General features: G+C 70.7%; 18 protein-coding genes. 11 read left to right on the forward strand and 7 right to left on the reverse strand.

What is annotated here, in order from left to right:
- The first annotated feature begins 105 nt into the window (after positions 1 to 105).
- The 3 genes from ABUW04_RS07245 to ABUW04_RS07255 all read left to right on the forward strand — a co-directional run bounded on the left by ABUW04_RS07245 (position 106) and on the right by ABUW04_RS07255 (position 3,125).
- On the forward strand, positions 106 to 966 hold the full coding sequence (locus ABUW04_RS07245) for a PhzF family phenazine biosynthesis protein (RefSeq protein WP_380563641.1): 861 nt from the start codon (positions 106 to 108) through the stop codon (positions 964 to 966).
- A gap of 127 nt (positions 967 to 1,093) precedes the next feature.
- Positions 1,094 to 2,167, forward strand: coding sequence for an acyltransferase family protein (locus ABUW04_RS07250; protein ID WP_380563642.1), 1,074 nt, complete (start codon positions 1,094 to 1,096; stop codon positions 2,165 to 2,167).
- Positions 2,168 to 2,267: 100 nt separating this feature from the next.
- Positions 2,268 to 3,125, forward strand: a complete 858-nt coding sequence (locus tag ABUW04_RS07255; protein WP_380563643.1) for a siderophore-interacting protein — start codon at positions 2,268 to 2,270, stop codon at positions 3,123 to 3,125.
- A gap of 55 nt (positions 3,126 to 3,180) precedes the next feature.
- Here ABUW04_RS07255 and ABUW04_RS07260 read toward each other — a convergent pair whose 3' ends face one another.
- From ABUW04_RS07260 to ABUW04_RS07280, 5 genes are all read right to left on the reverse strand, one after another.
- Positions 3,181 to 5,304, reverse strand: coding sequence for an ArnT family glycosyltransferase (locus ABUW04_RS07260; protein ID WP_380563645.1), 2,124 nt, complete (start codon positions 5,302 to 5,304; stop codon positions 3,181 to 3,183).
- 58 nt (positions 5,305 to 5,362) lie between these two features.
- Positions 5,363 to 6,865, reverse strand: coding sequence for a sensor histidine kinase (locus ABUW04_RS07265; protein WP_380563647.1), 1,503 nt, complete (start codon positions 6,863 to 6,865; stop codon positions 5,363 to 5,365).
- Between the two features lie 53 nt (positions 6,866 to 6,918).
- Positions 6,919 to 7,683 carry a response regulator transcription factor gene (locus ABUW04_RS07270; RefSeq protein WP_030251797.1) on the reverse strand — a complete coding sequence of 255 codons (765 nt, stop codon included), beginning with the start codon at positions 7,681 to 7,683 and terminating at the stop codon, positions 6,919 to 6,921.
- Between the two features lie 135 nt (positions 7,684 to 7,818).
- A complete protein-coding gene (locus tag ABUW04_RS07275; RefSeq protein ID WP_030251795.1) occupies positions 7,819 to 8,574 on the reverse strand; it encodes a rhomboid family intramembrane serine protease in 756 nt (251 codons plus the stop codon).
- A 66-nt stretch (positions 8,575 to 8,640) separates the two neighbouring features.
- Positions 8,641 to 9,591 carry an aldose 1-epimerase family protein gene (locus ABUW04_RS07280; RefSeq protein ID WP_030251792.1) on the reverse strand — a complete coding sequence of 317 codons (951 nt, stop codon included), beginning with the start codon at positions 9,589 to 9,591 and terminating at the stop codon, positions 8,641 to 8,643.
- Between the two features lie 309 nt (positions 9,592 to 9,900).
- Here ABUW04_RS07280 and ABUW04_RS07285 point away from each other — a divergent pair, with 309 nt between their 5' ends.
- The 8 genes from ABUW04_RS07285 (at position 9,901) to ABUW04_RS07320 (ending at position 22,159) form a co-directional block, all read left to right on the forward strand.
- Positions 9,901 to 13,068: an N-acetylmuramoyl-L-alanine amidase gene (locus ABUW04_RS07285; protein ID WP_380563648.1), complete on the forward strand. Its 3,168-nt coding sequence runs from the start codon at positions 9,901 to 9,903 to the stop codon at positions 13,066 to 13,068.
- Positions 13,069 to 13,338: 270 nt separating this feature from the next.
- Entirely contained in the window at positions 13,339 to 14,496 is a 1,158-nt protein-coding gene (locus ABUW04_RS07290) for an acyl-CoA dehydrogenase family protein (RefSeq protein ID WP_030251787.1), read from the forward strand.
- 188 nt (positions 14,497 to 14,684) lie between these two features.
- The gene (locus ABUW04_RS07295; protein WP_051725049.1) at positions 14,685 to 15,800 is read left to right on the forward strand and encodes a S1C family serine protease; all 1,116 of its coding nucleotides are present in this window, start codon (positions 14,685 to 14,687) and stop codon (positions 15,798 to 15,800) included.
- 191 nt (positions 15,801 to 15,991) lie between these two features.
- Complete coding sequence (locus tag ABUW04_RS07300) at positions 15,992 to 17,221, forward strand: amidohydrolase family protein (RefSeq protein ID WP_030251782.1); 1,230 nt, start codon at positions 15,992 to 15,994, stop codon at positions 17,219 to 17,221.
- Positions 17,214 to 18,140, forward strand: a complete 927-nt coding sequence (locus ABUW04_RS07305) for a TIGR03619 family F420-dependent LLM class oxidoreductase (RefSeq protein WP_380563649.1) — start codon at positions 17,214 to 17,216, stop codon at positions 18,138 to 18,140. The genes ABUW04_RS07300 and ABUW04_RS07305 overlap by 8 nt, the downstream gene beginning before the upstream one ends.
- Before the next feature lie 81 nt (positions 18,141 to 18,221).
- Complete coding sequence (locus ABUW04_RS07310; protein ID WP_030251776.1) at positions 18,222 to 19,046, forward strand: SDR family NAD(P)-dependent oxidoreductase; 825 nt, start codon at positions 18,222 to 18,224, stop codon at positions 19,044 to 19,046.
- Positions 19,047 to 19,137: 91 nt separating this feature from the next.
- Positions 19,138 to 20,265 (forward strand): LLM class flavin-dependent oxidoreductase, encoded by a 1,128-nt coding sequence (locus tag ABUW04_RS07315; protein ID WP_380563650.1) that lies wholly within the window; start codon positions 19,138 to 19,140, stop codon positions 20,263 to 20,265.
- 118 nt (positions 20,266 to 20,383) lie between these two features.
- Complete coding sequence (locus ABUW04_RS07320) at positions 20,384 to 22,159, forward strand: N-acyl-D-amino-acid deacylase family protein (protein ID WP_380563651.1); 1,776 nt, start codon at positions 20,384 to 20,386, stop codon at positions 22,157 to 22,159.
- A gap of 30 nt (positions 22,160 to 22,189) precedes the next feature.
- On the opposite strand, the gene ABUW04_RS07325 is transcribed toward ABUW04_RS07320, so the two are convergent.
- Together ABUW04_RS07325 and ABUW04_RS07330 are read right to left on the reverse strand one after the other, a co-directional pair.
- Positions 22,190 to 22,942, reverse strand: coding sequence for a sensor domain-containing protein (locus tag ABUW04_RS07325; protein ID WP_380563652.1), 753 nt, complete (start codon positions 22,940 to 22,942; stop codon positions 22,190 to 22,192).
- Between the two features lie 176 nt (positions 22,943 to 23,118).
- Positions 23,119 to 23,811: an LppU/SCO3897 family protein gene (locus tag ABUW04_RS07330; protein ID WP_380563654.1), complete on the reverse strand. Its 693-nt coding sequence runs from the start codon at positions 23,809 to 23,811 to the stop codon at positions 23,119 to 23,121.
- Positions 23,812 to 23,900: the final 89 nt, after the last annotated feature.

Genomic DNA, 23,900 nt, shown 5'->3' on the forward strand with positions numbered 1-23,900 from the left:
GGAGAAAATTCTTTCTGAATCTTGCGGAAGGGTGGGGTGGACTTTGCAGCGACTTGGCGTGGACGGCATCGGAATCATCGGGCCGCGGTCCGAGTTCATTCGGTCATGGACATCCTTCGCTATGCGGCCTTCACCACCGACCCCGAGGGCGGCAACCCCGCCGGCGTCGTCCTCGACGCGACCGGACTGGACGACGCGGCCATGCTCGCCGTGGCGGCCGAACTCGGCTACGCGGAGACCGCGTTCCTGACCCGGGGCCGGAACAGCGCGGCGGGCGAGCGCGACTACGACGTCCGCTACTTCAGCCCCAAGGTCGAGGTCCCCTTCTGCGGCCACGCCACCATCGCCACCGCGGTCGCGCTGGCCGAGCGGACCGGTCCCGGGGCGCTGCTCTTCCGCACCCGGGCGGGTGAGGTCCCGGTGGACGTCGAGGCCGAGTCGGACGGTTCCCTGCGGGCGACCCTGACCAGTGTGGAACCCCGGGTCGACCCGGTGTCCGAGGAGGACGTGGCCGAGGCGCTGCGGCTGCTCCGCTGGAGCGGGAACGACCTCGACCCGGCCCTGCCGCCCCGCATCGCCTACGCGGGCGCCCGGCACCTGGTGCTGGCCGCGGCCACCCGCGGGCGCCTCGCGGAGCTGGCGTACGACTTCGAGGGGCTGGCGGCCTACATGGAGGCCCGCGAGCTGGTCACGCTGCAGCTGGTGTGGCGCGAGGACGCCGCCACCTTCCACGTCCGCGACCCGTTCCCGGTCGGCGGGATCGTCGAGGACCCGGCCACCGGGGCCGCGGCGGCGGCCTTCGGCGCGTACCTGCGGGAGCTGGGGCTGGTTGGCGGGGGAGGCGGGACGGTGCTGACGCTGCACCAGGGGGAGGACCTGGGTCGACCGGGTGTGCTCCGCGTGGAGCTGCGCGAGGGGGACCGCAGGGTACGGGTGTCGGGTACGGCCGTGGTGATCCCCGGGTAGGGGGTCGGCTGGCCGCGCAGTTCCCCGCGCCCCTGAGCATGTGCAACTGAGCCAGTTGCAGACCCCTAGGGGCGCGGGGAACTGCGCGACAAGCCAGGCACACGCTGCACCCAAGTACGATCCACAGGTGCTCCTCGCCCTTCCCCCCGTCGCCGTCGAAGCACCCCCGCGCGACCCCTTCTTCGACAACGCCAAGCTGCTGGTGATCGTCCTGGTCGTGCTCGGCCACGCCTGGGAGCCGCTGGTCGGCCTCCCGGGGGAGCGGCCGCTGCGCGCGGCCTACCTGCTGGTCTACCTGTTCCACATGCCGGTCTTCGTGCTGGTGTCCGGCTGGTTCTCGCAGAGCTTCCGGGGCGAGCCGCGCCAGCTCCGGCGGCTGCTCACCGGCGTCCTCGCGCCGTTCCTGCTGTGGAACACCCTGCTGACGCTGTGGGTCCAGTGGCTGGCCGGGGACCGGCTCGCGCTGGCGCCGCTCACCCCGACCTGGGTGCTGTGGTTCCTGATGTCGCTGTTCCTCTGGCGGATCACCGCCCCGCTGTGGCGGCTGGTGCGCTGGCCGGTGCCGGTGGCGCTCGCGGTGTTCCTGCTCAGCGGCGCCTTCACCTTCGGCCCGATGCTGTCGCTGGCCAGGACGCTGGAGTTCCTGCCGTACTTTGTGATCGGTCTCTGCCTGCGCCGGGAGCACCTGGACCGGCTGCTCGCGCTGCGCCACGTCCGGCTGTACGCGGCGGCCGCCTTCGCCGCCGTGGCCGCACTCGCCTGGGCGGCGGCCCCGAGCACCGACGTGAACTGGCTCTACCGCAGCGGCTCCAGCGGCTCGTTGCACGTCTCGTACGCCCGCTGGCTGGCCGAGTCCTCGGTGGTCTTCCTGCTCGGGCTGCTGCTCACAGCGGCCTTCCTGGCGCTGGTGCCGCGCCGTGCGACCTGGTTCAGCGGGCTCGGTGCCGGGACCATGTACGCCTTCCTGCTGCACCCGTTCCTGCAGCGCGCCCTGCTGCTGAAGGGCTGGTACCGCTGGTCCTTCCTGCATCACCCCGGCGGGTGGCTGCTGCTGACGGTCGGGGCGGTGGCGCTGGCGCTGCTGCTCTGCACGGCACCGGTGCGGCGGCTGCTCCGGCCGCTGGTGGAACCCCGCCTGGGCCGGCTGCTCAGGCCGGAACCGGAGCAGCCGGCCCGGGCGGGGGCGCAGATCAGGCCTTGAGCGCCGCGGCCAGCTGCGGGGTGCCTCGCTGACCTATGACATAGTTAGGCCAGCCTAACCTAATCGAATTTCGGCTCTCGATCAGGCCCCTGGAGTCCGCATGCCCGCAAGCACTGCCCCCGACTCGGCCCCCGCTGTCCCGGCCGCACCCGCGGTCCAGCCCTTCCGCCTGTTCTCGGTCGAGGTGGTCCGCAAGGAGTGGCTCACCCCCGGCATGGTCCGCGTCACCTTCGGCGGCGCGGACCTGGAGGGCTTCGTCAACGGCGGCCGCGACCAGCGCATCAAGCTGCTGCTCCCGCTGGAGGGGCAGACCGAGCCGGTGCTGCCGGACGACGACGTGGAGGGCGGCTGGTACCGGGGCTGGCAGCGGATGCCGGAGATCTGGCGTCCGGTCATGCGCACCTACACGGTCCGCGCCCAGCGGCCCGAGGCGGCCGAGGTCGACGTCGACCTGGCCCTGCACTCCGGTCCGGCCGAAGGCCCTGCCTCGCGCTGGGCCCGCGCCACCGGTGCCGGAGACCGCATCGCCGTCTTCGGCCCCACCGTCCCCGGCGCGGGCGGCGTCGAGTTCCACCTTCCGCCGGAGGCCGACGAGGTCCTGATCGCCGGCGACGAGGCAGCGCTCCCGGCCATCGCCGCCATCCTGGAGACCCTGCCGGAGTCCTTCCCCACCAGGGTGTTCATCCGGATCACGGACCCGGCGCACCGTCAGCCGCTGACGACGGCCGCAGCCGTCCGGATCCACTGGGTGGACGGGGGAACCGGTCTGGCCAAGGCCGTCGGAGCGGACGACGCACGCCGGGCCGACGCCCCGTCATCCCGCTACGCCTGGATCGCCGGAGAGGCCTCCCAGGTCCGTACCCTGCGCCGCTACCTCGTCAACGACTGCGGCTACCCGCGCAAGGCGGTGACCTTCATGGGCTACTGGCGCAAGGGACGGTCGGAGGTCAACGACTGAGGGGTGGGGGTGGTGTGCCGGGAGGCGGTTCCCCGCCTCCCGGCACACCGCTGCGTCAGCTCGTCGTGGTCGTCTTCGCCTTCGTCAGGTCGTAGACCGTCACTCCGTCCACCGTGCTCGACGCGTAGTGGGCGGCGACCCAGGTGGAGATCTGGCTGGTGTCCGAGCTTCCGCTGCTGCCGTTGGCGCCGGTGCCGCCGCCGATGAAGTAGTGGATCCGGCCCGAGCGGACGTACTGCTCGAACTGGCTGAGGCTCGGGGCGGCGTCGGTGCCGTTGAAGCCGCCGAGGGCCATCACCGGGTCGCCGGTGGCGAGTTGGTAGCCGGCGGCGTTCTGGGAGCCGATCGCCGCGGCGGCCCAGGTGTACTTGCTGGCGTCGGCCTTGAGCAGGGCGGTGATCGCCGTGCCCGGATCGGAGCCGTTGAGCAGCGTCCCGACGCCGCCGCCAGCGCCGCCCGCGCCTCCGCCGAAGCCGCCGCCGGTTCCGCCGCCCGTGCCGGTTCCGGTCCGGCCGCCGGCGGTGCCGCCGGGCGCCGTGCCGCCGCCGGGCGCCGTGCCGCCGCCGGGGAACCCGCCGGTGCCGCCGGCCTGCGGGCCGCCCTGGCCGCCGGTCGCACCGGCCTGGCCGCCGCCCGGGAAGCCGCCGCCTCCGCGACCACCCCCGGCTCCGCCGCCGAACCCGCCGCCACCGCCGAAGCCCGCCGCGACCGCCGGTCCCGCGCTGGGCAGTGATCCGCTGTGCGCCGTCCCCACTGTCTGCAGGGTGTACGCCGCCGGTCCGGCCAGCGCCGCGACCAGGCCCAGGGCAGCCAGCGGACGGGCGACGCCGTCCGGCAACTGGCCCACCACGATCAGGCCCAGCGCGGCCAGCATCCCCCCGATCAGCACCGCGTAGCGCAGCCAGGGGTACCAGTCGGAGCTGCGCTCCAGCAGGGTGTACGACAGCACGGCCGTCACCCCGGTGACCACCGCCAGCGTCACGGAGGCGAACCAGGTCCGCCGCTGCTCCCAGAGCACGCCGGCGCCCATGCCGACCAGGATTGCGGTGTACGGGGCCAGCGCGACGTTGTAGTACGGGTGGAAGATGCCCTTCATCAGGCTGAACGTCAGGAAGGTCGCGACCAGGGCGAGCCCCCACAGCACGAAGGCCGCGCGCCGGCTGTCCACCCGGGGCAGCCGCCAGGTCAGCCACAGCCCGGCGACCAGCAGCAGCAGCGCCGCCGGGAGCAGCCAGGCGATCTGGCCGCCCATGTCGGAGCCGAAGAGCCGGGTGAGCCCGGTGCTGCCCCACATGCCGGTCGAGCCGCCGGCCCCACCGCCGCCACCGCCGACACTGCCGGTCTCGGAGCCGTCCAGGCGTCCGAACCCGTTGTAGCCGAAGGTCAGTTCGAGGAAGCTGTTGTGCTGGCTTCCGCCGATGTAGGGCCGGTACGCGGCCGGGGTGAGCTGGACGACGGCCACCCACCAGCCCCCGCTGACGACCATGACCACCAGGGCCACCAGCACCTGCCTGATCCTGCGCCACATCCCGGTCGGCGCGAACGCCAGATAGGTGGCGCCGAGCGCGGGGAGGATCAGGAACGCCTGCAGGGTCTTGGTGAGGAAGGCCAGGCCGACGCAGGCCCCGGCCAGCACCAGCCAGCGGGTCTGCGCCTGCTCCTGCGCCCGCAGCACCGCGTAGCCGGCCAGGGTGAGCAGCAGGGCGAGCAGCGCGTCGGGGTTGTTGAAGCGGAACATCAGCGCGGCCACCGGGGTGAGCGCCAGCACCGCGCCGGCGATCAGTCCGGCCTGGGCCGAGAAGCGCCGCCGTACGGCCGCGTAGACGACGGCGACGGTGGCGACCCCCTCCAGGGCCTGCGGTGCCAGGATCGACCAGGAGTTGACGCCGAAGATCCGGGCCGAGACGTCCATGACCCAGAGCGAGGCGGGGGGCTTGTCCACGGTGATGAAGTTCGCCGCGTCGGAGGAGCCGTAGAACATGGCCTCCCAGCTCTTGCTGCCGGCCTGCACGGCGGCCGAGTAGAACTGGTTGGCCCAGCCGGAAGCACTGAGATCCCACAGGTAGAGCACGGCGGTGACCAGGAGCAGACCGATGAAGGCGGGGCGGACCCAGCGGGGGTCCCCGGCGGGGGACTGCTGTTCCAGCACGACGGGCTGGGCGGCGGTGGTGGACGACATAGCACCAATGTCTCCGGATGCCCTGTTGTCGCCGTGTGCCGATGCTGTGAACGGTCTGTCAGTTGACGAGCAGGTCCAGGTCCTTGGCGGGCTCGGCGGAGAGCGGCAGCCGGACCGTGAAGACGGTGCTCCCCGGCCTGCTGCGGACGCCGACGGTGCCGCCGTGGGAGGCGGTGACGGCGGCGACGATGGCCAGGCCGAGGCCGGTGCTTCCGGCCGCGCGGGAACGGGAGCTGTCGCCGCGGGCGAAGCGCTCGAACACGGAGGGGAGCAGCGCGGGCGGGATGCCGGGGCCGTCGTCGATGATCCGCAGCTCGCAGCCGACGCCGTCGGGGGAGAGCACGACAGCGGCGGTCACCCTTGTTCCGGCCGGGGTGTGCTTGCCCGCGTTGGCGAGGAGGTTGACCAGGACCTGGTGCAGGCGGTGTCCGTCGCCGTCCACCATCACCGGGTCGTCCGGGAGTTGGACCTGCCAGTTGTGGTCGGGGCTGGCCGCGTGGGCGTCCCGGACGGCGTCCATCACCAGCGGCGCGAGGTCCAGTGGCTCGCGCTCCAGCGGGCGTCCGGCGTCGAGGCGCGCCAGCAGGAGGAGGTCTTCGACCAGACGGGTCATCCGGGCGGCCTCGGACTCCACCCGGCTCAGCGCGTAGGCCGTGTCCGGCGGCACGGCTTCGCGTCCGCGCCGGGTGAGTTCGGCGTAGCCGGCGATGGACGCCAACGGCGTCCGCAACTCGTGACTGGCGTCGGCAACGAACTGCCGCACCCGCGTCTCACTCGCGTGGCGGGCGGACAGCGCGTTCGCGACGTGGTCGATAAGTCGGTTCAGCGAGTCGCCGACCTGCCCGGCCTCGGTCCGAGTGTCGGTGTCCGCCTCCGAGACCCGGGTCAACTCGCCGACCTCGCCCCGGTCCAACTGCACCCGAGAGATCCGTGCGGCAGTGGCCGCGACGCGGTCGAGGGGACGGAGCGAGATCCTGATCAGCGCAAACGAGAGGAAGCCGGCAATGATCAACCCGGCCAGGGTGACGGTTGCCTCCACACCGATGAGCTCATTGATCGTGGTCTCGTAGCTACTGAGTGGTACTCCGATGACGCGTGTGTCCTGGGTCTGGGGATTGACTTGAGACGTCACCAGGAAGTCGCCCAGGCCGGGGAGGTTGACCGTGACGTTGCTGCTACTGCCTGCGGCAGCAGCGAGTGCCTCCGTCTGTGCGGTGGTCAGCGTCGTGGTCTTGACCTGGGGACCGTTGTCGTTGTCGGCGCTTACCGTGGGTGTCCCCGCCTGTACCGCTCCGCTCTTGTTCACCAGGGCGCCGACGGACCCTTCCGGCAGGCTGTTGACCAGGAAGTCCAGGGCTGTCAGCTTTTGCCCGCCGCCCAGGGGAAGGCGACCCGCTCCGGCTGCTCCTCCCCCGCCTCCGCCGTCCCAGAAGGGTTGGGACCGGGTGATCATCTGCTGAAGTCGATCCTCCGCCGCAGCATGCAGGTCCGCCTTGACCGCCAGTGTGGTGACCAGTGCGATCACTCCGCTGACCACTGCCAGCATCAGCGTGGTGGTCACCAGCAGCCGGGTCCGCAGGGACCATGTGGACCAGCTTCGGACCCGGCTTCGCTTCATCGGACCGGTGCCCCCGCGTCGGCCGGCTTCAGCACGTACCCCGCGCCGCGCATCGTGTGGATCATCGGCGCGCGTCCCGCGTCTATCTTGCGGCGCAGGTAGGAGATGTAGAGCTCGACGACATTGCCCTGACCGCCGAAGTCGTAGGACCAGACCCGGTCCAGGATCTGAGGCTTGCTCAGCACCCGCCGGGGGTTCCGCATCAGGAACCGCAGCAGCTCGAACTCGGTGGCGGTGAGCCGGATGGAGTCGTCGCCGCGGAAGACCTCACGGCTGTCCTCGTCCAGGGTGAGGTCGCCGACGACCAGCACCGACTCCGCCCGCGCCGCGGCCGCGCCGCTCCTGCGGAGCAGTCCGCGCAGGCGGGCCACGACCTCCTCGAGACTGAACGGCTTGGTGACGTAGTCGTCGCCACCCGCGGTGAGCCCGGCGATCCGGTCCTCGACCGCGTCCTTGGCGGTGAGGAAGAGCACCGGCACGTCGTGCTGGTCGGCGCGCAGCCGGCGCATGACCTCCAGGCCGCTGAGGTCGGGCAGCATCACGTCGAGGACCACCGCGTCCGGACGGAACTCGCGGGCCGCGCGCAGCGCCTCGGCGCCGTCGCCGGCGGTGGCCGTCTGCCAGCCCTCGTAGCGCAGGGCCATGGACAGCAGATCAGCGAGCGGGGCCTCGTCGTCGACGACGAGGACTCGGACGGGGCTTCCATCAGGTCGACGAAGGTCGGTGGAGGCCACTTCGGGGGTAGGGGGCGTCGTCGTCATGGCGAAAGGCTGCATGCCTCAAATGAGAAACGCATGAGGTCAACCTGTGGCAATGCTGTGCTTTGCCTGCCAGTTAGGTCACAGGAACCGATCAGTCCGTTTGACCAGGCATTTTGCCGGGCAGAGTGGGCGAGGCTAGAGAAGCCCCAGATCCCCCAGCTCCTTGTGCAGGTCGCTGCGGCTGCCTTCGAGAGCCGGATTCGCCCCCTGTGTCGGGACGATCGTCTTACCTGAACCCGAACCTGTCCCCGAACCGGGGACAGGTTCCGCGCCAGTCGCGATCCGGGGCCGCCGGTCCCGCAGCAGCCAGGCTCCGATCACGCCGCCGACCAGTCCGCCCAGGTGCGCCAGCCAGCTCACGCCGGGGGTGCCGGGCAGTGCGATCGTCACAAGATAGGCGAAGGATGCGGCCATGACCACCCCGATCAGGGTGTCTATCAGCCGCCGGTCGAAGATCCCGCGCAGCACCACGTAGCCGAAGTAGCCGAAGATCAGCCCGCTGGCGCCGACGCTGCCGGTGTTGGTGCTCTGGAAGACCCAGACGGCGAGCCCGCTGGTGACCGCCACCAGCAGGGTCAGCCAGAGGAAGCGGACCACGCCGCGGTACGCGGCGAGGAAGCCGAAGACGAACAGCGGTCCCGAGTTGCCCTCGATGTGCTGCCAACTGAAGTGCAGGAACGGCGCGGTGAAGATCTCCCCGAGTCGGTCCACCCGTTGCGGGATCACCATGAACTCGCGGTCGAGCTGGTAGTTGTCGGTCCAGTTGACGATCTGCAGGACCCAGATCACCACCATGAAGCCGAACATCACGAAGAACGCCTTGCGTGCCTCGGCGATCATCTCCTCGGCGGTCTGCGGCCCCGCCGAATTCCACCCCTGCAACCCGCGCATCTGCGCACCCCCTCTTCGGCCAACTCTACGGCTCCACGGCGCTGGAGGGAGGTGCTGTCCGCCCACTCAGAGGGCCCGGATGCCCCAGTGGTGGGCGACCCGGGCGCCGGGCTCAAGGCGGACCACGTCCTCCCCGGTGGCGAAGGCGTTCGGAGGGCAGCTCATCGGCTCCACCGCGACGCCCGCGCGCCGGTAGGGCCCGGCCAGGGTGTCGGCGGAGTACACCTGCAGCCAGCCGATCTCCTCGCCGACCCAGAGCTCCACCCCGCGCCCGCCGTCCGCACTGGTCAGCCGGACCGTGGCGCGACCGTCCCGGTCGCGGTGCAGGCCGGTGAAGGCGGTGTCCAGCGGGGTGGTGCCGATCGCCCTGGCCTTGCGGAAGTCGTACTCGGTGCCCTCGACGGCCTCGCGACCGGTGGGGATCATCCGCTCGTCGACCGGGATCCAGGTGTCGGCCGGCAGCTCCAGCACGGCCTCGTCCAGGCTGCCGGGGCCCCGGCCCAGGGTCAGGTAAGGGTGCGCGCCGATGCCGTACGGGGCGGCGGTCGGACCGACGTTGCGGGCCGCGACCTCGACGCTCAGGCCGTCCTCGCCCAGGGTGTAACTGGCCGTCAGTTCCAGGATGTGCGGGTAGCCGTGCATCGGGTACAGCCGCAGGCCGAAGCGGACCGAGGCGGCGTCCTCGGCCATCACCCGCCAGGGCAGCCAGCGGACGAAGCCGTGGCTGGCGTTGTGGGTGGCCGGCTCGCTGATGTCGAGCTGCTGGTCCCGGCCGTCGAAGGAGTACTTCCCGTCCCTCACCCGATTGGGCCACGGCACCAGCAACTGCCCCGCGCCGCCGGGCGGCATCTGGTCGGACGGGTACTTCACGACCAGCGGACGTCCCCGGTGGCTGAGTCCTCTCAGGCCCGCACCCACGACGGTGAGCACCGCGCGGTAGTCGCCGTACTCGATCACCTGCTGGGGACCGGTCGGGGAGAGGGATTCGGAGTGCTCGCTGCGGGTCTTCTCAGCCATGGACACATCGTTGCACGAACAGGTGTGGAACAGGGGCCCCAATGGTCATCGACAGCCCCGTGACTGCTAGCCTCAACCATCATTTGGCATGTGTTCTATCGCCGGGGGATTTGACTTCAGTCGTACGCGGCAGCACGCGCGGACGCACGAGACACGCGCATTGGGGGCAGTCCGCTATGTCGTTACTGCCTCGCTACTCGGAATCAGGGCAGGGGCACTGCGGTGGCAGCAAGGCACAGTCGGAAGAAATCTCGCATAGGCGCCGGTGTCGGCGTCGCACTGGCGGCAGCAGCGCTGGTGGTCGGAGCGGTGGCGGAAGCCGCCCCCACGAAGTCCAGCTCCGGGACGGGGGCGGACGCGTCGACGGTCGCCCTGGCAACATCGGGCAAGAGCACACTGCAGGACGAGTTCGCGGCTGCGGCCGCTGAGTTCAAGGTCCCGGAGAGCATCCTGCTGGCGGTCTCGTACCAGGAGACCCAGTGGGAGTCGCACCAGGGACAGCCGAGCACCACCGGCAACTACAACGTGATGGGGCTGACCCAGGTCACCGAGTCGACCGCGGCCCCGCTCACGGCCGCCGAGGGGGCGGCCGAGGACGACGAGGCCGGTGACGGCAGCAAGCCGCGCACCCCGAACGCCGCGCTGATGGCGCTGGTGAACGACAGATCGGCGAGCAAGGCCCCGGCGCTGCACACGCTGGACACCGCCGCCGGCCTGATCAAGCAGCCTGCCTCGGTGCTGCGCAGTGACAGCAAGCAGAGCATCCGCGGTGCGGCGGCGCTGCTGGTCTCGTACCAGACCAAGCTGAAGCACACGCCGTCCAGCGACCCGGCCGACTGGTTCGGTGCGGTTGCGGCCTACTCACAGGCCACCGACCAGAAGGCCGCGACCGGCTTCGCCGACCAGGTCTTCCTGACCATCCACAGCGGGGCCTCACGCACCACCACGGACAACCAGACGGTGACCCTGGCCGCCAGCCCGACCGTCACTGTGCCCACCACATCGACTGCGACCCAGGCCATCAGCGGGCTGAGCCTCCGGGCCGCGGCCGTGGGGACCTCCGCGACCACTACGCCCGAGTGCCCGAAGACGGTGACCTGCACCTTCGTGCCGGCGAACGCCAACAACTACTACGCGGGCAACCGTCCCACCGACGGCAACGGCATCACCACGATCGTGCTGCACACGACCGAGGGAGCATCGGCCTCCAGTGCGATCAGCGAGTTCCAGAACGCGAGTGACGGAACCAGCGCGCACTACATTGTCGACGCCACCGGCGCGGTGACCCAGATGGTGCCGCTGGAGTCGGCCGCCATCCACGCGGCCAACAAGTCGATCAACCTGCACTCGGTGGGCATCGAGAACGTCGGCTTCGCGGGGGGCGGTAGCGCAGCCAACAACACCGCGGGCACCTGGATAGCCCAGCCGCAGTACCTGACCGACGCGGCCCTGGTGAGCTACGTCGCGGCGCTGTACAACATCCCGCTGGACCGGGACCACATCCTCGGCCACGACGACGCCGCCTACGCGCTGACCAGCACCGTGGGATCCCAGCACTGGGACCCGGGGGCGTACTTCGACTGGAGCTACTTCCTCAGTCTGCTGGGCGCGACCCCGCAGGGCAGCGGCACTCTGGTCGCGGGTGGCACGGTCACCATCGCCCCGGCCTACAGCACCGCCGGCGCCCCGGCGCTAACGGGTTGCGACACCACCGGTGGGGGCGGCAGCGACGCCTGCCCCGCGCACGCGGCCAACTTCGTCTACCTCTACAAGGACGCCTCGACCAGTTCCGGCCTGATCAACGACGCGGTCCTGACCACTGCCGGCATGGCCAGCGGAACCACTGAGATCGCCGACGTCAGTGACAAGGCCGTCTACGGCCAGACCTTCGTCGTCGCCGCCGTCAACGGTGACTGGACCGCGATCTGGTACGGCGGCCAGAAGGCCTGGTTCTACAACCCCAACGGCATCAACGCCGTCGCCAACACCCACCCGGGTCAGACCGTGATCGTTCCGAAGTCAGGCACGGTTCCGGTGTACGGCCGCTACTACCCCGAGGCGTCCGACTACCCGGCGAGCGTGTCCTTCCTGGCGGATCCGGCCAAGTGCCCCAACCAGGTCGTTGCCCCGCTGGCGTACACCATCTCGAACTCCCAGGCCTACACCGCGGACGCCGCCGTCGCCGGTGACTACTACGCCGACACCAACACCTTCAGCTCGACCTGCCCCGCACCGACGGCGAACACCGAGATCATCTCGCAGACCAAGTACTACCCGATCCGCTTCAACCACCGGATCGCCTATGTGAAGGCCGCCGACGTCAACGTGATCCAGGCGACGGCGCCGCCGAAGGGCGCCTTCGTCCCGGTCACGCCGACCCGGTTCATGGACACCAGGACCACCACCGGTGGCGCCAAGGCGCCGGTCGTGGCGGGTAAGCCGCGGGTGCTGACGGTCGCGGGCGTCAACGGGATCCCGTCCAGCGGGGTGACCGCGGTGGTCATGAACGTCACGGCGGTGAAGCCGACCCACAACGGCGCGGTGATCACGGTCTACCCGGACGGCCGACCGCAGCCGCTGGCGTCGAACCTGAACGTTCCCGCCGGTGCGGTGATGCCGAACCTGGCGATCGTCCCGGTGGTGGACGGGAAGGTGGACTTCTCGGTCAACTCCGGCAGCGTGGACCTGGTGGCCGACGTGACCGGGTACTACTCGACCACGGCGACCGGCGGATCGACCTTCACCAGCGCCGGGCCGACCCGCTTCCTGGACACCAGGACCACCACGGGCGGTGCCAAGGCCCCGGTGGTGGCCGGTACGCCGCGGGTGCTGACCATCGCCGGTGCCAACGGGCTTCCCTCGACCGGGGTGACCGCGGTGGTCATGAACGTCACGGCGGTGAAGCCGACCCATGACGGTGCGGTGATCACGGTCTACCCGGACGGTCAGAAGCAGCCACTGGCCTCCAACCTGAACGTCCCGCTGGGCGCGGTGATGCCGAACCTGGCGATCGTCCCGGTGGTGGACGGGAAGGTGGACTTCTCGGTCAACGCCGGCAGCGTCGACCTGGTCGCGGACGTCACCGGCTACTTCACCCAGGGGTCCGGCTCCTCCTACGTCACCGCGGGACCGGTCCGGGCGATGGACACCCGCAACGGCACCGGCGGCGTCCCGGTGGCGAAGGTGGGGGCACAGGGGGTCGTGAAGCTCAAGGTCGCCGGGGTGAACGGGCTTCCGTCGACCGGGGTCACCGCGGTGGTCATGAACGTCACCGCGGTCAACTCCAGTGCGGGCGGCGTGGTCACGGTCTACCCGGACGGCAGCTCGCTGCCGAAGGCCTCGAACCTGAACTTCACCACCGGGCAGACCATCCCCAACCTGGTGGTGGTCCCGGTGCACAACGGCGTGGTGGACTTCTACAACCTGGCCGGCACCGTCGACCTGGTTGCCGACGTCACCGGCTACTTCACCCAGTAGCCGCCGGCCGGTCCGACACCGCCGCTGCCCCCGCGACCACCCGGTCGCGGGGGCAGCGGCGTTCCTGCTTCCGAACCGCTTCCGGGCCGTCGTACTGACCTGGCGACCTGACCTATCGACCGTTCTGCCCGTCCGCCGGACGGCCCGTCGGACACGGCTCACGTCACACCCGGGCACCCTGGACAGAACAGGCTACTGGCGATTAACTTAACGTTCGTTCGACCAGTGACGGCTTGGACGCTCAGCAGAGCTCAGGAGAGGAGCGCCATCGTGCGCCGCACCGTATTCACCGAGGACCACGAGGCGTTCCGGGACACCATCCGCGACTTCATCGCCAAGGAGGTCGTGCCGGTCTACCCCGAGTGGGAGCAGGCCGGGCGTGCCCCCAAGGACTTCTACCTGAAGCTCGGCGAGCTGGGCGTCTTCGGCATCGAGGTGCCGGAGGAGTTCGGCGGCGCCGGCATGCACGGCTTCAAGTACCAGGCGATCGTCACCGAGGAGTGCGCCCGCGCCGGCGTCAGCTTCGGCGGCTCCGGGGTGCACACCGGCCTCTGCCTGCCGTACCTGATGGAGTACGGCAGCGACGAGCAGAAGAAGCGCTGGCTGCCCAAGTTCGTCTCCGGCGAGATGATGACCGCCATCGCCATGACCGAGCCCGGCACCGGCTCCGACCTGGCCGGGATGACCACCAACGCCAAGCTCTCCGAGGACGGCAAGCACTACGTCCTCAACGGCGCCAAGACCTTCATCACCGGCGGCGTGCAGGCCGACCTGATGCTGGTGGTCGCCCGCACCTCGCCGGCCACCCCGGAGAACCGCCGCACCGGCCTCTCCATCCTCTGCGTCGACACCACCAGCGAGGGCTACACCGTCGGCCGCAAGCTGGACAAGATCGGCCTGCGCACCTCCGACACCGCCGAGCTGTCCTTCGTCGACGTCAAGGTCCCGGTCGAGAACCTGCTGGGCGAGGAGGGCAAGGGCTTCTTCTACCTGGCCCACAACCTGGTCCAGGAGCGGCTGGCCATCGCCGTCGGCGCCTACGCCGCCGCCCGCGCCGCGGTGGACCTGGCCGTGTCCTACACCAAGGACCGCAAGGTCTTCGGCCAGTCGGTGTCCGAGTTCCAGAACACCAAGTTCGAGATCGCCGCCTGCGAGGCCGAGGTCGACGCCGCCCAGGCCGTGGTGGACCGCGCCCTGGAGCAGTTCGAGACCGGCGACCTGACCGCCTCGGACGTGGCCAAGGCCAAGCTGTTCACCACCGAGGTCTGCTCCCGGGTGGTCGACCGCTGCCTGCAGCTGCACGGCGGCTACGGCTACATCCTGGAGTACCCGATCGCCCGCCTCTACACGGACAACCGGGTGTTCCGCATCTACGGCGGTACCAGCGAGGTCATGAAGCTCGTGATCGCCAAGTCGCTCGGCCTGTAGGACCGCGGTCCGCTGGCCCTGCGCACCCCCACCCCCGGTACGGGCGGATCCCCTCCGTCCGTACCGGGGTTTTCTGCGTGCGGCGGGGCGGCGCGCCTCCCGTTCTCTTGTAGAACAAAAGGGACAATAGGTGCAAATCTCCCAAGGTAGCCCTGCTTGACGGGCCGCCCGACAGGAAGGTCGCACCCATGGAGAGCGCAGGCTCCGGCACCTCCCGCTCGCTTCCGCTCCGCAAGCCGTGCCTGGTGCTCACGGTCGGACTCGTGCTCGCGGCCGTGGCCGGCTGCAGCAGCGGATCCTCGTCGGACGCCTCCAACGGCTGGAACAGCGGCGGCTCCTCCACCGCGACCGCTGCCGCCTCCGGCGCCGGCAACGACCTGCAGACGGACTATCAGAACACCGTCAAGGCAGTGCTCCCGTCCGTGGTCCAGATCACCGCGGGTGAGAGCCTGGGCTCCGGCATCGTCTACGACAAGACCGGCGACATCGTCACCAACGCCCATGTCATCGGCAGCGGCCGGAGCTTCAAGGTCACCCTCGCCGACAGCTCGGCCACCCTGGACGCCACCCTGGTCTACTCCTACCCGACCAGCGACCTGGCCGTGATCAAGCTGACCAACCCGCCGTCCGACATCAGGCCGGCGGTCTTCGCGGACACCAGCAAGGTCGAGGTCGGCCAGATCGTGCTGGCCATGGGCAATCCGCTCGGCCTGGAGAGCAGCGTCACCCAGGGCATCGTCTCGGCCGTGGGGCGCACCGTGTCCGAGCCCGCGACCGCGGACTCGCCCGGGGTGACCATCCCCAACATGGTGCAGACCTCGGCGGCGATCAACCCCGGGAACAGCGGCGGCGCGCTGGTCAACCTGGCCGACCAGGTGGTGGGCATCAACACCCTGGCCGCGACCTCCGGCACCGACAGCGGCGCCCAGGCACCGGGGATCGGCTTCGCCATCCCGGCGTCCGCGGTGGTCAGCCTGGCCGACCAGATGATCAAGGACGGCAAGGTCACCAACTCCGGCCGGGCCGCCCTGGGCATCACCTCACGCACCGTGCTGACCAGCGGCGGCGACACCGAGACCGGCGCCGGGGTGGTCTCGGTGACCAGCGGCGGCCCGGCGGCCAAGGGCGGCATCCAGGCCGGGGACGTGATCACCAAGCTGGGCGGCACCACCATCGTGAGCTCCAACGAGCTGAGCGAGGTGCTGGCCGGCCTGCAGCCGGGCCTGCAGGTCCAGGTGACCTACCTGCGCGACGGTGCGACCCGGACCGCCAACGTCACGCTGGGCACCCTCGCCGCCTCCTGAACCCTCCCGCCCCGCCGCCCCGCGTATGTGCTGCCTGTCTGCGCGGGGCGGGGAAGCGTCCCGCTGCACTGCGGAGCAGCGGGGCGCTTCCACGTCCCGTCCGGCGGTCCGGTCCGGCCGTTCCGCCCGGCTCCGATCTGCGGCGTGCACGACTCCTGACGGATCGTCAGATCGGCGCTAGCCTGGCCGTCATGGAGAGCTTCCCCTGGATCATTTCGGTGGACGACCACACCGTCGAGCCGCCCGACGTCTGGCAGGACCGCCTGCCCGCCAAGTACCGCGAGACCGGTCCCCGGATCGTCCGTGCCCCGCTCGCCGAGATGACCTTCGTCGGTGGCCGGTTCGCCCCGAGGATGGGGGAGCCCGGCACCGAGGGCACCATCGCGGACTGGTGGGTCTACGAGGACCTGCGCCGCCCGCTGACCCGCCTGGACACCGCCGTCGGCTACCCCAGGGAGGAGGTCCGGCTGGAGGCGATCACCTATCAGCAGATGCGCCCCGGATCGTTCTCGATACCCGAGCGGCTGGAGGACATGGACGTCAACCACGTCCAGTCGGCGCTCTGCTTCCCGACCTTCCCGCGCTTCTGCGGCCAGACCTTCACTGAGGCCAAGGACCACGAACTGGGCCTGCTGTGCATCCGCGCCTACAACGACTGGATGGTCGAGGAGTGGTGCGGGCCGGCCGCGCAGGGACGGATGATCCCGCTGGCGATCGTGCCGCTGTGGGACGCCGAGCTGGCGGCCGCGGAGGTCCGCCGCAACGCGGCCCGGGGCGTGCGGGCGGTCTGCTTCAGCGAGATACCCCCGCACCTGGGGCTGCCCAGCATCCACACCGACGCCTGGGACCCGTTCCTGCGGGCCTGCGAGGAGACCGGCACGGTCATCGCCATGCACATCGGCTCCTCCTCCCGGATGCCGTCCACTTCGGCCGACGCGCCCCCGGCCGTCGGCTCCACCATCACCTTCGCCAACTGCTGCTTCTCGATGGTGGACTGGCTGATGAGCGGCAAGTTCGACCGCTTCCCCGGGCTGAACATCATGTACGCCGAGGGCCAGATCGGCTGGATCCCCTACATCCTGGCCCGCGCCGACGTGGTCTGGGAGGAGAACGCGGCCTGGGGTGGTGTCGCCGACAAGGTGCTGACCCGGCCCAGCGAGCTGTTCGCCGAGCACATCTACGGCTGCTTCTTCGACGACCCGCACGGCGTCAGGAACCTGGACGCGATCGGCGCCGCCAACGTCCTCTACGAGACCGACTACCCGCACTCGGACTCGACCTGGCCGAAGAGCCGCGAGGTCGCCGAGTCGCAGATGGGCCATCTGGAGGCCGATGTGGTGGAGCAGTTGGTGCGCGGCAACGCCATCCGGCTGCTGGACCTGACCCCGGAGGGGCTGTGGAAGGGGGCCACCGGTGTCTGACACCGCCGTCTTCGGCATCCAGCTGCCGGTCCAGTCGCAGAGCACCATCTACTGCGAGCCGTGGGAGACGCAGGCCGGTCCGGCCGAGCTGGCGCAGGCCGCCCAGGCCGCCGACCGGCTGGGCTTCGACTACGTCGCGGTCTGCGACCACGTCGCCATCCCGGAGCGGCTGGCCGGCCCGATGGGCGCCACCTGGTACGACCCGGTCTCCACGCTGGGCTGGCTGGCCGGGATCACCACCCGGACCAGGCTGATGTCGCATGTGGCGGTGCTGCCGCTGCGGCACCCGCTGCTGTCGGCCAAGCAGTACGCCACCCTGGACCTGCTCAGCGGCGGCCGGCTGGTGCTGGGCGTCGGCGCGGGGCACGTCCCCGAGGAGTTCGAGGCGCTGGGCGTGGACTTCCACCAGCGCGGCGCCATCCTGGACGAGACCCTGGCCGCCCTGGACGTCGCCCTGCGGGAGGAGTACCCGACGCACCCGGGGCCGCGCTTCCCGTTCGCCGGACTGGCCGTCAGCCCCCGTCCGGTGCAGCGCCCGCGTCCGCCGCTGTGGGTCGGCGGCTCCTCGCCGCGCGCGGTGCGCCGGGCGGCGCTGCTGGGGGAGGGCTGGCTGTCGCAGGGGGACGCGCCTGCGGCCCTGCCCGCGCAGCTGGAGCTGATCCGCACCACCCGGGAGCAGGCCGGGCGCAGCGGTCCGTTCGCAGTCAATGTCATCCCGCCCGCGCTGTTCGTCGGCGAGCCCGACTGGGAGATCGGACGGCGCTCGGTCAGCGGCAAGCCAGAGCAGCTGGCCGAGACGCTCCGGGCGTACACCGCCCTGGGCGCCACCCATCTGCAGTTGCGCCCGCGCAGCCGCAGCGCGGCCGAGTACCTGGAGCAGCTGGAGCGGATCGCGGTCGAGGTCGTCCCGCTGGTCTGAGCCGGCGTCGTCCGGGGTGGTGCGTGCACACGTGCGAGACAACGTCAGATGCAGATGTGGGAACGGGAAGAGGAGCTGTGCATGCCCAGACTTGAAGGCCGTACCGTCCTGATCACCGGGGCTGCCCGGGGCCAGGGCGAGCAGGAGGCCCGTCTGTTCGCCGCCGAGGGGGCCAGGGTCGTGGTCGCCGACGTGCTGGACGACCTCGGCGAGGCGCTGGCCAAGGAGCTGACCCAGACGTTCGGCGACGACCGGGTGCGCTACCAGCACCTGGACGTCAGCAGCGAGGACGACTGGGCGGAGGCGGTGCAGGCCTGCACCGACGCGTACGGACGGCTGGACGGGCTGGTCAACAACGCCGGCATCCTGCGGCTCAACGAACTGGTCAGCACGCCGCTGCAGGAGTTCCTGACGGTGGTCCGGGTGAACCAGGTCGGCTGCTTCCTGGGGATGCGGGCGGCGGCCCCGCTGATCGAGGCCGCCGGCGGCGGCACCATCGTCAACACCGCCTCCTACACCGCGCAGGCCGGGATGGCCATGCTCACCTCCTACGCCGCCACCAAGGGCGCCATCCTCAGCATGACCAGGGTGGCCGCACTGGAGCTGGCGCCCAAGGGGATCCGGGTGAACGCCATCTGCCCCGGCTCGGTGGACACCCCGATGGCCAACCCGGCCAATGTCTTCGTCGGCGACAGCGGGGAGCCGATGATGAGCGCCGAGGACGGGGCCGCGATAGCGGCGGCCACGGCCGAGCTCTACGGCCGGGTGATCCCGCTGGGCCGGATCGGCCGGGCCGACGAGATCGCCAAGCTGGCGCTCTTCCTGACCTCGGAGGACTCCTCCTACATCACCGGGCAGCCGGTCATCGTCGACGGCGGCTGGCTGGCCGGGGTGTCGATCGACTGACGGGTCGTCGTGTCTTGACTGCTTCAGCTCCCGCTGGAAGAGTCGGCTGTATCTGATGGACCGTCAGATTCATGGACAGGACGGTGAACCGATGGAGTTCGGCATCTTCATCCAGGGCTACGTGCCCAGGAGTCGCTCCCTGGCCGACCCGCTGGCCGAGCACCACGCCCTGATGGAGGAGATGGACTACGTCGTCCAGGCGGACCGGGCCGGCTTCAAGTACGCCTGGCTCACCGAGCACCACTTCCTGGAGGAGTACTCCCACCTGTCCGCCAATGACGTGGCCATCGGCTACCTCACCCACGCCACCTCACGGATCCACCTCGGCTCCGGCATCTTCAACCCGCTGGCCAAGGTGAACCACCCGGTCAAGGTCGCCGAGCGGGTCGCCATGCTGGACCACCTCAGCGGCAACCGCTTCGAGTTCGGCACCGGCCGCGGCGCCGGCAGCCACGAGATCCTCGGCTTCATGCCCGAACTCACGGACATGGACGGCACCAAGGAGATCTGGGAGGAGACCGTCGGCGAGTTCCCCAAGATGTGGCTCCAGGACGAGTACCAGGGCTTCCAGGGCAAGCACTGGTCGCTGCCGCCCCGCAAGGTGCTGCCCAAACCGTTCGGACCCGCGCACCCGGCCATGTGGTACGCGGCGGGCAGCCCCTCCTCCTACGAGATGGCGGCCCGCAAGGGGCTGGGCGTGCTGGGGTTCAGCGTGCAGAAGGTCTCGGACATGGAGTGGGTGGTCGAGTCCTACAAGAACGCGATCAGGGACGCCGAGCCGATCGGCGCCTTCGTCAACGACAACGTGATGGTGACCTCGACCGCGATCTGCGCCGAGACCGGCAGGGAGGCCCGCCGGATCGCCGTGCACGGCGGACTCAACTACCTGCAGTCGCTGCTGTTCCGCTACCACGACACCTTCCCGAGGATCGAGGGCATCCCGGTCTGGCCGGAGCTGATCCCGGAGTACACCGAGGAGCTCATCGACCTGCTGATCGACGAGGAACTGCTGATCTGCGGCGATCCGGACGAGGTGCTCGCACAGTGCAAGCGCTGGGAGTCGGCCGGCGCCGACCAGCTGGTGTTCGGCCTGCCGATCGGCATCCCGCCGGAGGCCACCGCCGCCACCATCAGGCTGATCGGCGAGAACGTCATCCCGAAGATCGACACCGATCCGGTGCACCGCACCACCCGCTTCCGCCAGGCCGCGCGCCCCTGAGCGCGCTGCCGACCGGCGGTGCAGAACCGGGCGGGTACGGGGGAGCGGCGGCCTGCCACCCCGTACCCGCCCCGCCATTCACGGCTATCGGTTATCGGTTATCCCAGGAGGGACCACCATGCTCGACCACCTCATCCAAGGCGCCACGCTGGTGGACGGCACCGGCGCGCCCTCCCGTACCGCCGACGTCGGCATCAGCGGCGGACGGATCGTCAGCATCGAGGTAGCTGGCTCGGGTTCCGGTTCGGGTTCGGGTTCGGGTTCGGCCGGAGCGTCGGGATCTGCGGTGTCGGTGGAGGACGCCACCGGGCTTATCCTCTGCCCCGGCTTCGTCGACCCGCACACTCACTACGACGCCCAGCTGTTCTGGGACCCGTACGCCACGCCCTCGCTGGGCCACGGCGTCACCACCGTCGCCGGCGGCAACTGCGGCTTCACCCTGGCCCCGCTCAACCCGGCCCGACCCGAGGACGCCGACTACACCCGGCGGATGATGTGCCGGGTCGAGGGCATGTCGCTGGCGGCGCTGGAGGAGGGGGTGCCCTGGGGCTGGGCCTCCTTCGGCGAGTACCTGGCGGCGCTGGACGGCCACACCGCCGTCAACGCGGGCTTCATGGTCGGCCACTGCGCGCTGCGGCGCCACGTCATGGGGCCGGACGCGATCGGCGGGCAGCCGACAGCGGAGCAGCTGGAGGCCATGGTCCAGCTGCTGCGCCGCTCCATGGCCGAGGGTGCTTGGGGCCTGTCCACCACCCAGTCCTCCACCCACTCGGACGGCGACGGCAGGCCGGTCGCCTCCCGGCACGCCGGGCGCGAGGAACTGCTGGCGCTCAGCCGGGCGGTGGGGGAGTACGAGGGCACCCAGATCGAGGCCATCGTGGCCGGCTGCCTGGACCAGTTCAGCGACGACGAGATCGCGCTCTTCGTCGACATGTCCGCGGCGGCGGGACGCCCGCTCAACTGGAACGTCCTCACCATCGACGCCGCCGTCCCGGAGCGGGTGCCGAGGCAGCTGCTGGCCTCGTCCAGGGCCAGGGCGGCCGGGGGCCGGATCATCGCGCTGACCATGCCCATCCTGACGCCGATGAACATGAGCCTGGGCACCTTCTGCGCGCTCAACCTGATCCCCGGCTGGGGCGAGATCCTCGGCCTGCCGGTCCCGGAGCGGATAGCCAGGCTCGCCGACCCGGCCGTCCGGACCGAGATGCTGCGCCGCGCCAACAGCCCCGAGGCCGGGGTGTTCCGGCGGCTGGCCGACTTCGGACGGTACGTCATCGGCGACACCTACTCCGCCGCCAACGACGGCCTCAGCGGGCGGGTTGTCCGCGACATCGCCGCCGAACGCAGCCAGGACCCCTTCGCCACGCTGGTCGAGATCTGCTCGGCGGACCAGCTGCGCACCGTGCTGTGGCCGATGCCCACCGACAACGACCCGGGCAGTTGGGAGCTGCGGCGCGACACCTGGCAGCACCCGGACGTGATGCTCGGCGGCTCGGACGCCGGCGCCCATCTGGACCGGATGTGCGGCGCCCCGTACACCACCCGCTTCCTCGGCGACTGCCTGCGGCGGCGCAAGCTGGTCCCGGTGGAGCAGGCGGTGCGGATGCTGACCGCCGACCCGGCCGGGCTGTTCGGACTGCGGGACCGCGGCACCGTCGCTGTCGGCAACCACGCCGACCTGGTGCTGTTCGACCCCGAGCGGATCGACGCCGGGCCCGCCACCCTGGTCCACGACCTGCCGGGGAACAGCCCCCGGCTGGACTCGCGGGCGGAGGGCGTGGTGAGCGTCCGGGTCAACGGGGTGGAGACGGTCCGGGACGACAAGCTGACGGGTGCCGTGCCCGGAACGGTGCTCCGTTCCGGACGCGACACCCGTACGGTGGCGACCAGGTGACCTGATGACTTGCTGGCCTGCTGATTCGAGCTACTTGAGCAGTCCTCGGGCCATCGCCCGCTGGGTGTTGGCCAGTCCACGGACCACCCACGGGGTGATGAACAGCACCAGCAGGCCGGCGGCGCACACCCCGGCGATCTGCGGGACGCTGCTCAGGTACACGGTGTGGCCGTTGTTGCTGTAGAGCTGCAGCCCCGGCACGTTCACGTAGTGCGGGAACACCCACTGCCACAGCGGGTAGCTGCCGTAGCCGATGCCGGCCACCCACAGCGTCACCGTGAGCGAGAAGGAGAGCACCGAGAACGGCAGCATCAGCACGCTGTAGAGCACCGAGCGCCAGCCCGCGCCGCTCTTCAACGCCGCCCCGATCCAGGCCATCAGCCCGGGCCGGGCCGGTCGCAGCGGTGCCGGGGCCGGTACGTCCAGCCGCAGCAGCCCCCGGGCCCTGGCCCGCTCCATCGCGGCGAAGCCGCGGCAGCCGACGATCAGCGCGGCCAGGATCGGCATGCCCAGGAAGGTCACCACCAGACTGGTTCCGGCGGCGAACATGATCACGGCGTAGCTGAAGGTGAGGACGGCCACCGGGAGGTTGACCACCAGGTGCAGGCTCTCCCGCCAGGTGCGGCCGGAGAACGGTGCGGCGAGGAAGCCGGGGCCGGCCTGCGGGTTCCGGCTCCGGCCTCCGCGCTCGTCGTCGCGGTCGCGACCGCGGGAGAAGCCATCGGCGTCGTAGTCGTAGTCATAACTGCGGCCGTCGCCCGTCATCCTGGCTGTGCTGCTCATCCTGTCCACACTCCCCTGTCGGCCGTGCCCGCCAAGTCCCTGTCCTTGCTGTGTACCTTCAAGCCTGCCGGGACTCGGGCCCCGGCGCGCTGGGGCTCCTGGCCGTCTTGGGGTGGGGATAACCCCACCCGGGCCGCCCCCTGGGGGGCTTCCGGGCGGGGCGGCAGCTCAGCCGCTCAGCCGGTCGGCTTGTTGTTGCCCAGGCAGAGGGTCAGGTTGTCGCTGCCGCTCTCGGTGTAGGCGACCACGGTGCCGGTGACGTTGTCGCAGATGGAGTCGTTGCTGCCACTGGCGGTCTTCAGCACCTTGTACAGGGCCTTGGGGTCGCTGCAGCCGATCACGTGGACGTCCGGGTTGGCGTCGGTGCCCTTGTTCTGCACGCAGTCGCCGACCTTTGCGGTGCTGGGATCACCGTTGAACTGGGACCAGGCGAAGGCGATGACGCCGAGGACCACCAGGACACCGAGGCGTATCGCCAGCTTCCTGCTGAACCGGGACGCCTTGGAGGGCTTGGACGGCGGCGGGACCTGCCAGCCGGCCTGCTGGGGCTGCTGCGGCTGCTGGCCGGGGAACGGCTGCTGGCCGGGATACGGCTGCTGCCCGGGATACGGCTGCTGCTGGTTGGGGTAGGGCTGCTGGTCCTGGTACGGCTGCTGCTGACCGGGGTACGGCTGCTGGCCGGGCTGGGGCTGGGGTTGGGGCTGGCCGTACGGCGGGGCCGGGTACGCCTGCGGCTGGGCCCCGGCCGGGGCCGCCGCATAGGGGTTGGGCTGCTGAGCCGGGTTCCCGGCGTACGGGTTGGCGGCCTGCCCTGGGTACTGGCCGCCGGCGGGGCCGGGCTGGGAGCCGTAGGAGGGAGGGGTGCTCATCGTGGTTCTCGTCCTCGTCTGTATGTTCGCGTGGGAACGGTCGAGGAACTGTAGTGAGACCCGGGCACCGGTGTGACAGGTGTTGCTCA

The organism is Streptacidiphilus jeojiensis, from assembly GCF_042510965.1.
Taxonomy (GTDB): Bacteria; Actinomycetota; Actinomycetes; order Streptomycetales; family Streptomycetaceae; genus Streptacidiphilus; species Streptacidiphilus jeojiensis.